This window comes from Pseudomonas sp. SbOxS1 (assembly GCF_013416725.1).
Lineage (GTDB): Bacteria > Pseudomonadota > Gammaproteobacteria > Pseudomonadales > Pseudomonadaceae > Aquipseudomonas.
Genome location: NZ_JAAVXC010000002.1, coordinates 40610 through 54150, shown reverse-complemented (window position 1 = coordinate 54150; position 13541 = coordinate 40610). Strand labels below are relative to the sequence as shown.

Here is a 13541-nt window from a genome sequence, read left to right as displayed (position 1 = left end):
TTTCCAGGCAAAAAAAACCCCGGACTTCTATGGGGAGGGGGAAGTTCCGGGGTTCAAGTTCTAGACCGCTAGGGCGGGGTCCAGATATCTGCCAACACTTAACACAACATAGGAGCATCGAAGGGCTTCACCAGCCATTCAGTAAATCTGAGTGGCCGTGGCCAGATAAGTTCAGTTTTTTTTCAGAAGCTTTGGAATAACCCCAAGCGCCTTTTGGACTAAGCAGCTTCTACGTGGTCTGCCGTGGCATCATGCCGCAGCAGAGTCTCCACTCAGTGCGCCTCATCCCAGTTATTGCCCACCCCGACTTCGACCAGCAATGGCACATCCAGTTTCGCCGCGCCGCTCATGTGCAGGCGAATCTCCTTGCTGACCTGTTCGACCAGGTCCTCGCGCACCTCGAGTACCAATTCATCGTGCACCTGCAGGATGACCCTGGCGTCCAGGCCTGACGAGGTCAGCCAGTCATCCACGGCGACCATGGCTTTCTTGATGATGTCGGCTGCTGTGCCTTGCATCGGCGCGTTGATTGCCGTGCGTTCAGCGGCGGCGCGCTCCTGCGGCTTGTTGGAATTGATTTCAGGCAGGTACAGCCGACGCCCGAAGAACGTTTCCACATACCCTTGATCCGCCGCCTGGGCGCGGGTGCGATCCATGTACTCACGAACGCCTGGATAACGGGCGAAATAGGTATCGATATAGGCCTTGGCGGTCTTGGTATCGACGCCGATGTCCTTGCCGAGTTTCTGCGCACCCATGCCGTAGATCAGGCCGAAGTTGATCGCCTTGGCGCCGCGCCGCTGGTCGGAGGTGACCTGGTTGAGCTCGACCTTGAAAACCTCGGCAGCGGTGGCGGTGTGCACGTCCAGGTTATTGCGGAAGGCATTCATCAGGCCTTCATCGCGGGACAGGTGTGCCATGATCCGCAGCTCGATCTGCGAATAGTCGGCCGCCAGCAGCTTGTAGCCTTTCGGGGCGACGAAGGCCTGGCGGATGCGCCGCCCTTCGGCAGTGCGCACCGGAATGTTCTGCAGGTTCGGGTCGCTGGACGAAAGGCGCCCGGTGGACGCCACGGCCTGGTGATAGGAGGTGTGGATGCGTCCGGTGCGCGGATTGATCTGTTCCGGCAGGCGATCGGTGTAGGTGCTTTTGAGCTTGCTCATGGAGCGGTATTCCATCAGCACCTTGGGCAACCGATAGTCGTCCTCGGCCAGCTTGGCCAGCACTTCTTCGGCGGTGGACGGCTGGCCCTTGGCGGTCTTTTTCAGCACCGGCAGCCCGAGCTTCTCGTAGAGGATCACGCCGAGCTGCTTGGGTGAGCCCAAGTTGAATTCCTCACCGGCAATCTCGAAGGCTTCACGCTCCAGCGCTACCATCTTGTCGCCCAGTTCGATGCTCTGCACGCCCAGCAGGGCGGCATCCACGAACGCGCCCTGGCGTTCGATACGTGCGAGCACCGGTACCAGGGGCATTTCGATGTCGGTCAGCACGCTAGCCAGGGTCGGGATGGCGGTCAGTTTTTCGAACAGGGCCTGGTGCAGGCGCAGGGTGATGTCCGCGTCTTCGGCGGCGTAAGGCCCGGCCTGCTCCAGCGCGATTTGATCGAACGTCAGCTGCTTCACGCCTTTGCCGGCGATGTCCTGGAAGCTCACGGTGGTGTGATCCAGGTACTTCAGCGCCAGGCTGTCCATGTCATGGCGGGTGGCCGTGGAGTTGAGCACATAGGATTCGAGCATGGTGTCGTACGCGACGCCGCGCACGGTGATGCCGTTTGCCTGATCGCCACCGATGGCGCAGTTGGCCAGGATGTTCATGTCGAACTTGGCGTGCTGGCCGACCTTGAGCTTGTTAGGGTCTTCCAGGATCGGCTTGAGGGCGCGCAGGACGGTGTCGCGATCCAGTTGCTGAGGCACACCGATGTAGGAGTGGGTCAACGGGATGTAGGCCGCTTCGTTGGCTTGCACCGCAAACGACAAGCCCACCAATTGCGCCTGCTGCGCGTCGATGCCGGTGGTTTCGGTGTCGAAGGCGAACAGTTTGGCGTTCTTCAGTTTATCCAGCCAGACGTCGAATCGCGCCTGGTCGAGGATGGTCTCGTAACGGGCTTCTGACGTGGCCGGCGGCACCTCGGCTTCGGTTTCGGCTTCGGTGGCACTGAACAGATCGACTACCGGCTCGGGCTTGGAGGCAGCAGCGCTCAGTTCAAGACGTTTGGCGTCCCGATCGAGATCGTTCAGCCAGCTTTTGAATTCCAGCAGCGAATAAAGCTCGTAGAGTTTGGCCGGATCTTCCGGGCCCATTTGCAAATCGTCGAGGCCAATGTCCAGCGGCACATCGACCTTGATGGTCGCCAGTTGATAGGAGAGGAACGCCATCTCCTTGTGCTCTTCGAGCTTGGCCGGCAGGTTCTTGGCACCGCGGATCGGCAGGGTAGGGACGATGTCGAGCTGCGCGTAGAGCTCGGTCAGTCCGCCATTCACACCCACCAGCAGGCCGGAAGCGGTCTTTGGGCCTATGCCCGGAACGCCTGGAATGTTGTCGGAAGAATCGCCCATGAGTGCCAGATAATCGATGATCTGCTCGGGAGCGACGCCAAATTTCTCCTTCACGCCGTCTACGTCCATGCTGCTACCGGTCATGGTATTGACCAAGGTAATGTGGCCGTCGACCAGTTGCGCCATGTCCTTGTCACCGGTGGAGATGACCACTGGGCGATCGGCCGCCGCGCTGCTGCGGGCCAGCGTGCCGATCACGTCATCGGCCTCGACGCCTTCAACGCACAGCAGCGGGAAGCCCAGGGCGATCACGCTTTGATGCAGGGGTTCGATCTGCACACGCATGTCATCGGGCATGCTTGGCCGGTTGGCCTTGTATTCGGCGTACATGTCATCGCGAAATGTCCCACCCTTGGCGTCGAACACCACGGCGAAGGGACTGTCCGGGTACTGCTTGCGCAGACTCTTGAGCATGTTCAACACGCCCTTGACCGCGCCGGTGGGCAGGCCTTTGGACGTGGTCAGCGGTGGCAGCGCGTGAAAGGCGCGGTACAGGTAAGAAGAACCGTCCACCAGGACGAGGGGGGCTTGGCTCATGAGCAGGATCAACCTTTTCGGCGGGTCCGGCGCTAGAATAGCGGGACCGTTGACGACAAAGGGACAAGGTTATCATGCGCACACTAAATCGCCTGTTGCTGGCTGGGTTGTTTGCAGTCACTCCGTTGGCCGCCATGGCGGCGGACGATGCGCCATCGCCAGATCCGGAAGTAACCATTCGCACGGAAGGCGACAAAACGATTCAGGAGTACCGTCAGAACGGTTTTCTCTACGCCATCAAGGTCACTCCGAGCGTCGGCAAACCCTATTTTCTGGTGCGCGCCGATGGATCGGACGGTAACTTCATCCGCTCGGATCAGCCGGATATGCTGATACCGTCGTGGAAGATCTTTGAGTGGAAGTAGTTTCTTAATTTCAATCGGCGTTGGCTCAAGAGCGGCGCCTCGTACTGGCAGTTTTAATCATGTCTGTGTTTACCCCCCTGGCTCGGCCCGAGCTGGAAGCTTTTCTCGCCCCTTATGGCCTCGGCCGCCTGCTTGATTTCCAGGGGATTGCCGCCGGTAGCGAAAACACCAATTTCTTTATCAGCCTGGAGCAGGGCGAATTCGTCCTGACCCTGGTCGAGCGCGGCCCGGTCCAGGAGATGCCGTTCTTCATCGAATTGCTCGACGTGCTGCACGAAGCCGACCTGCCGGTGCCTTACGCACTGCGCACCACCGACGGCGTCGCGTTGCGCGAGCTGGCCGGCAAGCCTGCGCTGCTGCAACCACGCCTGGCCGGCAAGCACATCAAGCAAGCCAACGCACAGCATTGCGCGCAAGTCGGCGAGTTGCTTGCCCACCTGCACCTGGCGACCCAGGCCAAGATGATCAAGCGCAAGACCGATCGTGGCCTGGACTGGATGCTGGAAGAGGGCGCGCAATTCCTGTCGCACCTCAATGCCGGGCAGAAAGCTTTGCTGGAGCGGGCGCTGGAAGAAATCACCCAGCAGAAAGAGAAAATCCTGGCGCTGCCTCGGGCCAACATCCACGCCGACCTGTTCCGCGATAACGCGATGTTCGAAGGCACGCACCTGACCGGGCTGATTGATTTCTACAACGCCTGTTCGGGGCCGATGCTCTACGACGTGGCGATTGCCTTGAACGACTGGTGTTCCGACGACGACGGCTTGATCGACGGCCCACGGGCGCGGGCACTGCTGGGGGCTTATGCCGCATTGCGACCGTTTACCGCGGCCGAGGCTGAGTTGTGGCCGACGATGTTGCGGGTGGCGTGTGTGCGTTTCTGGTTGTCACGGTTGATCGCGGCGGAGTCGTTTGCCGGGCAGGACGTGTTGATTCACGATCCGATGGAGTTTGAGCAGCGTTTGGCGCAGCGTCAGACGGTCAACACGCCATTGCCTTTCGCCCTCTAAACATTGTGGCGAGGGGATTTATCCCCGTTGGGCTGCGCAGCGGCCCCAAAAAGAGGGGCTGCTGCGCAGTCCAACGGGGATAAATCCCCTCGCCACAGGTTATGGGTTGTTACAACGACTCCAGGCACCCCGCCAGATCATTCCCCAGCTTCTCCAGCACCTGCTCATACCCCTGGGCCGTCGCTGGCGTGTACCCGCCCAGCGCATCCAGCTCCGCCAGTTTCACCGGTAGCCCGGCCACCAAGGTTTCCGCCAGGCGTGGGCGCAGGGGTGGCTCGCTGAACACACAGGTTTTACCGACTTCCTGCAACCGCGCGCGCATCGCCGCAACATGCTGGGCGCCCGGCTGTACTTCCGCCGCAACACTGAACACGCCAGCGTGCTTGAGGCCGTAGGCGTCTTCGAAGTAGTCGAAGGCCTCATGGAACACGAAGTAAGGTTTGCCTTCAATACTGGCCAGACGTTTCTTCAGGCGCAGGTCCAGGGCGTCGAGACGCTCACCGAAGGCCTTGAGGTTGCTTTGGTAACGGGCTGCATTGGCCGGGTCGGCGGCGCTCAGGTCCTCGGTCATTTTCGCCGCGATCACCCGGGCGTTGACCGGCGACAGCCACAAATGCGCATCCAGGCTGCCCGGACGGTGATCGTGGTCGTGTTCGTCGGCTTCTTCGGCGTGGGAGTGGTTATCTTCCGCGAAGTGACGCAATTTTAGACCGGGCAAATTTTGCACTGCGACGCTGGGCAAGGTACGACCATTGAGCACGCGAGGCATGAATCCTTCCATGTCCGGCCCGATCCAGTACAGCAGATCCACCGATTGCACTTTCCGTACGTCGGATGGACGCAAGGCATAGTTATGCGGCGAGGCGCCGGGTGGCAGCAAGACTTCCGGGATCGCCACACCGTCCTGTACGGCAGCGGCGATCAGCTGTAGTGGCTTGATGCTGGTGAGGACCTTGACCTCGGCTTGCGCCGAACCAATCAGCAGAAAACTGGTGAAAATTGCGACAAAGATGGAAAAAAGTCGGGACACGATGACCACTCGAAGAGGCGAGAACGGGTAACATAATAACGTCTCTCACAAAACTCGTCGCCGCTCATGCCTAAAACACCGATTGCCAGCCGTCCCCACGACCACTCACATTGCGTCCACAGCGCACTGTCTGAGGCCGATGCCTTGTGCGCGCGCCAGGGTTTGCGCCTGACCGCATTGCGTCGGCGGGTGCTGGAACTGGTATGGCAAAGCCATAAGCCACTGGGGGCCTACGACATTCTCGCGGTCCTCAGTGAACAGGACGGGCGCCGGGCCGCACCACCAACGGTCTACCGCGCACTGGATTTCCTGCTGGAAAACGGCCTGGTACACCGTATCTCCTCGCTCAACGCCTTCATCGGCTGCAATCACCCGACGCACGTGCACCAGGGGCAGTTCCTGATCTGCCGTGAATGCCACGCCGCCATCGAACTCGAACAGAAATCCATCAGCGACGCGATCATCGCCAGCGCCAAGGACGTGGGGTTTGTTGTCGAAGGCCAGACCGTCGAAGTGATCGGTCTCTGTTCGGGCTGCCAGGGGGCTTGATGAGCAACGCGCTGATCCGCCTCGAGCAGGTTGCCGTCACCTTTGCCGGGCAACCTGTGCTGGATAACATCGAACTGAGCGTAGAGCCCGGGCAGATCGTGACCCTGATCGGCCCTAATGGCGCCGGCAAGACCACCCTGGTGCGCGCCGTGCTCGGCTTGTTGAAACCCGACAGCGGCAGTGTCTGGCGCAAGCCGAAACTGCGGGTCGGCTACATGCCGCAAAAACTGCATGTCGATCCAACCTTGCCGCTCTCGGTGCTGCGCTTCTTGCGTCTGGTGCCGGGTGTGGACCGTGCGATGGCCTTGGCCGCGCTCAAGGAAGTCGGCGCCGAACAGGTGATCGACAGCCCCGTGCAAAGTGTTTCCGGCGGTGAAATGCAACGCGTCCTGCTGGCTCGGGCGTTGTTGCGCGAGCCGGAATTGCTGGTGCTCGACGAACCGGTACAAGGCGTCGACGTGGCCGGTCAGGCCGAGCTCTATAGCCTGATCACGCGCCTGCGAGACCGTCACGGCTGCGGTGTGTTGATGGTTTCCCACGACCTGCACCTGGTGATGAGCACCACCGACCAGGTGGTTTGCCTGAATCGCCATGTCTGCTGCTCCGGCCACCCCGAGCAGGTCAGCGGCGATCCGGCATTCGTCGAACTGTTCGGAAAAAACGCACAAAGCCTGGCGATTTATCACCACCACCACGACCACGCCCACGATTTGCACGGTTCGGTGGTCAAGGCGCCCGCGTCGGGCCATAACCATGTTCACGGAGATAGCTGCAAGCATGGCTGATTTTCTGCTCTACGCCCTGCTTGCAGGCCTGGCCCTGGCGGTTGTGGCGGGCCCCTTGGGCTCCTTCGTGGTCTGGCGGCGCATGGCCTATTTCGGCGACACCCTGTCCCACGCGGCATTGCTGGGCGTGGCGTTGGGCTTTCTGCTCGATGTCAGCCCGACGGTTGCAGTCACCGTCGGCTGCCTGCTGTTGGCGGTGTTGCTGGTGACCTTGCAACAGCGCCAGCCGCTGGCCTCCGACACGCTTTTGGGAATTCTCGCGCCCAGCACCCTCTCTTTGGGCTTGGTGGTACTAAGCTTCATGCACGAAGTGCGGATCGACCTGATGGCCTATCTGTTCGGTGACTTGCTGGCGATCAGTCCGACCGATCTGGCGTGGATCCTCGGTGGCAGCGCCGCGGTGCTGGCGTTGTTAGTGACGTTGTGGCGGCCATTGCTGGCAATCACCGTGCACGAAGAGTTGGCGAGGGTTGAAGGACTGCCGGTGGCGGGACTGCGCCTGGCGCTGATGCTGTTGATCGCCGTGGTGATTGCCGTGGCGATGAAAATCGTCGGTGTGTTGCTGATCACCTCGTTGTTGATCATTCCGGCAGCGGCGGCACAACGTCACGCCCGCTCACCGGAGCAGATGGCACTGGGCGCCAGCCTGCTGGGCATACTCGCCGTGTGTGGTGGACTGGCGCTGTCCTGGTTCAAGGACACCCCGGCGGGCCCGTCGATTGTAGTGGTGGCCGCCGCGCTGTTTCTGCTGAGTTTTGTTCTGCCCCGTCGAGGGGTGTAGACTTGCTCGTTTTTTGCGCAAATAGAGAGTCGCAGGAATGAAGTCGTTCGCCTCCCGTTATCTGCTCCTTGTCGCATTTTCTTTGCTGCTGGGCGCTTGCCAAAGCACGCCACCGGCAGCCCCCGAGGCCCCGGATGCGCGGGCCACGGCTATTGCACAGCTGGAACAAAGCCTGGCCAGCAGCGATCTGGCCACGGCCGAAGGTCAATTGGGCGCGTTGCAGGCCGAGTCCCCCAACGATCAATCCCTTGAGCAATACCAGCGTCAACTCGCCGAAGCCTACCTGCTGCGTAGCCAGATCGTGCTGCAAAAAGGCGATGTAAACGCTGCTGCCACCGCATTGGCCCGGGCCCGGGTCTTGATGCCTAAAGCGCCTGCGCTGACCGGTGGCGTCAACGGTGCCATCGCACAAGCCCGCAAGGCTGAGCTGGAAAAGGCCGAAGCAGACCTCAAGTCCGCCGAAGCCAAGCGCAAAGCCAAGGTCATTGACCCAGAGGCTGAAAGCACCACGGTGAAGCTGAAAATCACCGAAATGGGGAAAATGCGTCGTCAACTGGATGCTATTGCCGCCGATGTGGTGAATTTTCAGTGCGACGTGAGCATTCAGGTGCCGCGTACGGATGATTATCCATGGGTGGCTAACTTGCTGACCAAGCGGGTGAAGAAGCTTGATCCGCAGTTTGATCTGAATCTGGAGCGGCAGATTATTCGCAGCGTTCCGGCGCAGATTGTTCTTAGCCCTCGCAAGCAGCCTTAAAAGCATCGCGGGCAAGCCCCGCTCCTGTAGGAGCGGGCTTGCCCGCGAAGGCGTCCTCCCCGTTCAACAAATAACCTAAGCCGGAATCGCCTTGGCCTTGGGTTCCCTGTCCCAAACCCGATGCTGACCAATCGCCACAAAAAACGCCTTGGCCAACTTAGCATCCGTACCAACAATCAACCCCGCATCAACCTCCAGCTTCAACACATCCAGCAACTGCTTCGCCTCGCCATCCAACGCAATCGCTTTCAAATGCTTGTAAGCCTCCAGCACGTAATGCAACGCCACGCCATCAGTGCCCAGCGCCTTGATCGATGCCGCGCCCCCGGGCACGAACACCGCATCGAATGCCACTGAAGGCAAGCCTTCCATGGACGCATCCACCGGCAGCGACTTGCCATCGGAAGTTTTCACCGGTGCCGAGGTCGGGCCGAGCAATTTGGCATGCGCCCCTTCAGCTTCGAGCGCTTTCTTCATGGCATCGATTGCGGCCCCATCTACGCCATCGGCGGCCAGGATCGCTACTTTGCGGGTTTTGATATCGCCTGGCAGCAGGTTGGCCTGACTCAGGGCCGGCGAACGTTCCAGGGACGTTTTCGGCACATCGACGGTCCCCGCTTTCGGCACTGCAAGTCCGAGGTTCTGGGCCACCCGCTTGGCCAGCTCCAGATCGATGTTGGCCAGGATTTCATTCACTTCCCTTGCCCGAATGAACTCTCGCTCAACCTTGCCCAGCTCGAAGCTGTACGCAGCGATGATGTGTTCTTGCTCATGCTTGCTCATGCTGTGGAAAAACAGCCGCGCCTGGGAGAAGTGGTCGCTGAACGACTCGCTGCGCTGACGGATCTTGTTGGCGTCGATGCGCTCGGCGTAACTCTCGAAGCCGCCATCTTGCGCTGCGGGCGGGGTTTCTTTCGGCCAGCCACTATCGATTGAGTTTGGCTCGTAGGCCGCACGGCCCTTGTCGATGGTGGTGCGGTGCAGTGCATCCCGCTGGCCATTGTGCAGGGGGGAAATCGTTCGGTTGATCGGAATCTCGTGAAAATTCGGGCCACCGAGTCGGCTGATCTGCGTGTCGGTGTAGGAAAACAGCCGGCCCTGCAGCAGCGGATCGTTGGAGAAATCGATCCCCGGCACGATATGCCCCGGGCAGAACGCGACCTGTTCGGTTTCGGCAAAAAAGTTGTCCGGATTGCGGTTCAACACCATTTTGCCCAGCGGGGTGATGGGTACGATCTCTTCAGGGATGAGCTTGGTTGGGTCGAGGATGTCGAAATCGAAGGCGTGTTCGTTTTCTTCCTCCACCACCTGTACGCCCAGCTCCCATTCCGGATAGTCACCCGTCTCGATGGCCTCCCAGAGGTCGCGACGATGGTAGTCCGTGTCTTTGCCCGCAAGCTTTTGCGCTTCATCCCACACCAGCGAACAGGTACCCGCGGCAGGGCGCCAGTGAAACTTGACGAAGCGCGATTTTCCTTCGGCATTGATCATGCGGAAGGTGTGAACCCCGAAGCCCTGCATGCTGCGCAGGCTTTTGGGGATCGCCCGGTCGGACATGGCCCAGATCACCATGTGCGCCGATTCCGGCTGCAACGAAACAAAGTCCCAGAAGGTGTCGTGGGCGGAGCCGCCGGTGGGTATTTCGTTGTGGGGCTCGGGTTTCACCGCGTGGACGAAGTCAGGGAACTTGATGGCGTCCTGGATGAAAAACACCGGCATGTTGTTGCCCACCAGGTCGTAGATGCCTTCATCGGTGAAGAATTTCACGGCGAAGCCACGTACATCACGCACGGTATCGCCTGACCCGCGAGGGCCCTGCACCGTGGAAAAACGCACGAATACGGGCGTCTTTTTACCGGGGTCCTGCAGGAATCCGGCTTTGGTCAAGACGCTGTGATTCTCATAACTCTGGAAGTAACCATGGGCCCCCGTCCCGCGGGCATGAACGATGCGCTCGGGAATGCGTTCATGGTCAAAATGCGTGATCTTTTCACGCATGATGAAATCTTCCAGCAGCGACGGCCCACGGGCGCCGGCTTTCAAGGTGTTCTGGTTGTCGGCCACCTTCACGCCCTGATTGGTACGCAAGGCCTGGCCGGTGGCGTCGGAGCGGAATTTTTCCAGGCTGTCGAGCTTGGCGTTAGTGTTATTGCGGTCCAGGGTATCGGTCCCGGCCAGGTCGCTCTTTGGCGCGGCAGGCTTTTTAGTACTCATCAGGCGTGACTCCTCGGCTGAATTCGAGTTGCCTAAGTAGTGACTGATGGCGTTTTTAGCCGTTCCTTTTATCTGACCTTTGATCGCGTTATTGCCAAATGACTGGTCGAATGCGAAATAAATGCTAAGAACTGCTATACGGACAGGCTAAAATGCGCGCCCGGCTAACCGCTGACCCTTTTCCAACGCGCCCCACAAGGTTCGCTACGTGATCGAGTTTCAAAACGTCCATAAAACCTACCGCGTCGCCGGTAAGGATATTCCCGCCCTGCATCCGACCAGTCTGACGATTGAGAATGGTCAGGTCTTTGGCCTGATCGGCCATTCCGGTGCGGGAAAAAGTACCCTGCTGCGTCTGATCAATCGCCTGGAAAATTCCAGCGGCGGCAAGATCATCGTGGACGGCGAAGAAGTCACCGCGCTCGACGCCAACGGACTGCGCCGTTTCCGTCAGCAGGTCGGGATGATTTTCCAGCACTTCAACCTGCTGGCGTCCAAGACCGTTGCTGACAACGTTGCGCTGCCGCTGACGCTGGCCGGTGAAATTTCCCGCCGCGACATCGACCAGCGCGTGGCGGAATTGTTGGCCCGGGTCGGCTTGTCCGATCATGCCAACAAGTATCCGGCGCAGTTGTCCGGTGGTCAGAAACAGCGTGTCGGCATTGCCCGCGCCCTGGCGACCAAGCCGAAAATTCTGCTGTGCGACGAAGCCACCAGTGCACTGGACCCGCAGACCACGGCATCGGTCCTGCAATTGCTGGCCGAGATCAATCGCGAGCTGAAGCTGACCATCGTGCTGATCACCCATGAAATGGACGTGATCCGCCGGGTCTGCGACCAGGTCGGCGTCATGGACGCTGGCGTGATCGTCGAGCAAGGTTCGGTCGCCGAGGTGTTCCTGCATCCGAAACACCCGACGACCAAGCGCTTCGTGCAAGAAGACGAGCAGATCGACGAAGGCGAACAGCGTGACGACTTCGCTCACGTGCCGGGTCGCATCGTGCGTCTGACCTTCCAGGGCGAAGCGACCTACGCACCGTTGCTGGGTACCGTCGCTCGGGAAACCGGTGTGGACTACAGCATCCTGGCCGGTCGTATCGACCGCATCAAGGACATCCCTTACGGGCAACTGACCCTGGCCGTGACCGGCGGTGACATGGAAGCGGCCTTCGCCCGCTTCACCGTGGCCGACGTCCACATGGAGGTGCTGCGCTAATGGAAGCCCTGACTAGTTTCTTCGCCAACATCGACTGGTTCGAAATCTGGCTGGCCACCGGCGATACCTTGCTGATGCTCGGTGGTTCGCTGTTGTTCACCGTGTTGCTGGGCCTGCCGCTGGGCGTGCTGTTGTTCCTCTGCAGCCCGCGTCAGTTGCTGGAAGCCAAAGGCGTCTACGCGATGTTGTCCCTGGTGGTGAACATTCTGCGTTCGCTGCCTTTCATCATTCTGTTGATCGTGATGATTCCGTTCACCGTGTTGATCACTGGCACGTCCCTGGGCGTCGCCGGCGCGATCCCGCCGCTGGTGGTCGGTGCCACGCCGTTCTTCGCGCGACTGGTGGAAACCGCCCTGCGCGAAGTGGATCGCGGCATCATCGAAGCGACCCAGGCCATGGGCGCGACGACGCGGCAGATCATCACCAATGCCTTGCTGCCCGAAGCCCGTCCGGGCATTTTCGCGGCGATTACGGTGACGGCCATTACACTGGTGTCCTACACGGCAATGGCCGGTGTGGTCGGTGCCGGTGGTCTGGGTGACCTGGCGATCCGCTTCGGTTACCAGCGTTTCCAGACTGACGTGATGGTGGTCACGGTGGTGTTGCTGCTGGTGCTGGTGCAGGTCCTGCAAACCGTCGGCGACAAGCTGGTTGTGCATTTTTCTCGGAAATAAAAAGTTCTCGTAAATGACAAATGAGCCGGCCATTCGCTGGCAGGCGCCAAACGGGTGCCGCAAGCGGGTACCCACATGGAGTTAGCTGAATGAAAAAACTACTCGTCGCATTCGCTGCCGTTGCAGCCTTTTCCGCCCACGCCGCCGACACCCTGACTGTCGCCGCGACCCCGGTGCCACACGCGGAAATCCTCGAGTTCGTTAAACCGGCCCTGGCCAAAGAAGGCGTCGACCTGAAGGTCAAGGTCTTCACCGACTACATCCAGCCGAACGTACAGGTTGCGGAAAAACGCCTTGATGCCAACTTCTTCCAGCACCAGCCGTACCTGGATGAATTCAACAAGGCCAAGGGCACTAACCTGGTCTCGGTTGCCGGTGTGCACCTGGAGCCTCTGGGCGCTTATTCCAGCAAGTACAAGACCCTGGAAGAGCTGCCAAGCACCGCTACCGTGGTGATCCCGAACGACGCCACCAACGGCGGTCGTGCACTGTTGCTGCTGGCCAAGGCCGGTGTGATCAAGCTGCAGGATTCGAACAACATCCTGTCGACGGTCAAGGACATCACCGAGAACCCGAAGAACCTTAAGTTCCGTGAGCTGGAAGCCGCGACCATCCCGCGCGTGCTGACCCAGGTCGACCTGGCCCTGATCAACACCAACTACGCGCTGGAAGCCAAGCTCGATCCGGCCAAGGACGCGCTGGTCATCGAAGGCAGCGACTCGCCTTACGTGAACATCCTCGTTGCCCGTCCGGACGACAAGGACAGCGAAGCGATGAAGAAACTGGTGGCTGCCTTGCACAGCCCGGAAGTGAAGGCCTTCATTCTTGAGAAGTACAAAGGCGCAGTCGTGCCGGCGTTCTGATCTGAAGCTGTAACGAAAAATGGGGCGCATTGAATGCGCCCCATTTTTTTTGCCTGAAACACCGTCCCTTGTAGGAGCCCGGCTTGCCGGCGAAGGCGATCTCACGGGCGCCTTCGCCGGCAAGCCTGGCTCCTACAGGGCCGTGCGGACCTTCACCCTATCAGTTCTGCTAGTAGACAGAATTGCGCCCATTACCGATGCTGAA

12 protein-coding genes are annotated in these 13541 nt (G+C 60.1%); 9 read left to right on the top strand and 3 right to left on the bottom strand.

Going from position 1 to position 13541, the window contains the following annotated elements:
* Positions 1-272: 272 nt before the first annotated feature.
* The gene (gene polA, locus HFK74_RS01165; RefSeq protein ID WP_180202022.1) at positions 273-3092 is read right to left on the bottom strand and encodes a DNA polymerase I; all 2820 of its coding nucleotides are present in this window, start codon (positions 3090-3092) and stop codon (positions 273-275) included.
* Between the two features lie 74 nt (positions 3093-3166).
* On the opposite strand from polA, the gene HFK74_RS01160 reads away from it, so the two are divergent.
* On the top strand, positions 3167-3457 hold the full coding sequence (locus HFK74_RS01160; protein ID WP_180202021.1) for a DUF2782 domain-containing protein: 291 nt from the start codon (positions 3167-3169) through the stop codon (positions 3455-3457).
* 59 nt (positions 3458-3516) lie between these two features.
* On the top strand, positions 3517-4467 hold the full coding sequence (locus tag HFK74_RS01155; protein WP_180202020.1) for a homoserine kinase: 951 nt from the start codon (positions 3517-3519) through the stop codon (positions 4465-4467).
* Positions 4468-4576: 109 nt separating this feature from the next.
* Here HFK74_RS01155 and HFK74_RS01150 read toward each other — a convergent pair whose 3' ends face one another.
* Positions 4577-5506: a zinc ABC transporter substrate-binding protein gene (locus HFK74_RS01150; RefSeq protein WP_368738150.1), complete on the bottom strand. Its 930-nt coding sequence runs from the start codon at positions 5504-5506 to the stop codon at positions 4577-4579.
* Positions 5507-5563: 57 nt separating this feature from the next.
* Between HFK74_RS01150 and zur the strand changes: the two genes are divergently transcribed.
* From zur to HFK74_RS01130, 4 genes are read left to right on the top strand one after another with little or no spacing between them, the layout of a single operon-like run.
* Complete coding sequence (gene zur / locus HFK74_RS01145; protein WP_180202018.1) at positions 5564-6046, top strand: zinc uptake transcriptional repressor Zur; 483 nt, start codon at positions 5564-5566, stop codon at positions 6044-6046.
* Positions 6046-6831 (top strand): zinc ABC transporter ATP-binding protein ZnuC, encoded by a 786-nt coding sequence (gene znuC, locus HFK74_RS01140; RefSeq protein WP_008064713.1) that lies wholly within the window; start codon positions 6046-6048, stop codon positions 6829-6831. Before zur ends, znuC begins: the two co-directional genes overlap by 1 nt.
* On the top strand, positions 6824-7612 hold the full coding sequence (znuB, locus tag HFK74_RS01135) for a zinc ABC transporter permease subunit ZnuB (protein WP_180202017.1): 789 nt from the start codon (positions 6824-6826) through the stop codon (positions 7610-7612). Before znuC ends, znuB begins: the two co-directional genes overlap by 8 nt.
* A gap of 37 nt (positions 7613-7649) precedes the next feature.
* On the top strand, positions 7650-8369 hold the full coding sequence (locus HFK74_RS01130) for a PA5502 family lipoprotein (RefSeq protein ID WP_180202016.1): 720 nt from the start codon (positions 7650-7652) through the stop codon (positions 8367-8369).
* 75 nt (positions 8370-8444) lie between these two features.
* Here HFK74_RS01130 and katE read toward each other — a convergent pair whose 3' ends face one another.
* Positions 8445-10631 carry a catalase HPII gene (gene katE, locus HFK74_RS01125; protein WP_368738153.1) on the bottom strand — a complete coding sequence of 729 codons (2187 nt, stop codon included), beginning with the start codon at positions 10629-10631 and terminating at the stop codon, positions 8445-8447.
* Positions 10632-10791: 160 nt separating this feature from the next.
* On the opposite strand from katE, the gene HFK74_RS01120 reads away from it, so the two are divergent.
* From HFK74_RS01120 to HFK74_RS01110, 3 genes are all read left to right on the top strand, one after another.
* On the top strand, positions 10792-11799 hold the full coding sequence (locus HFK74_RS01120) for a methionine ABC transporter ATP-binding protein (RefSeq protein ID WP_180202014.1): 1008 nt from the start codon (positions 10792-10794) through the stop codon (positions 11797-11799).
* Positions 11799-12473, top strand: a complete 675-nt coding sequence (locus HFK74_RS01115; protein ID WP_008002212.1) for a methionine ABC transporter permease — start codon at positions 11799-11801, stop codon at positions 12471-12473. The genes HFK74_RS01120 and HFK74_RS01115 overlap by 1 nt, the downstream gene beginning before the upstream one ends.
* Positions 12474-12562: 89 nt before the next feature.
* Complete coding sequence (locus HFK74_RS01110) at positions 12563-13336, top strand: MetQ/NlpA family ABC transporter substrate-binding protein (RefSeq protein ID WP_180202013.1); 774 nt, start codon at positions 12563-12565, stop codon at positions 13334-13336.
* Positions 13337-13541: the final 205 nt, after the last annotated feature.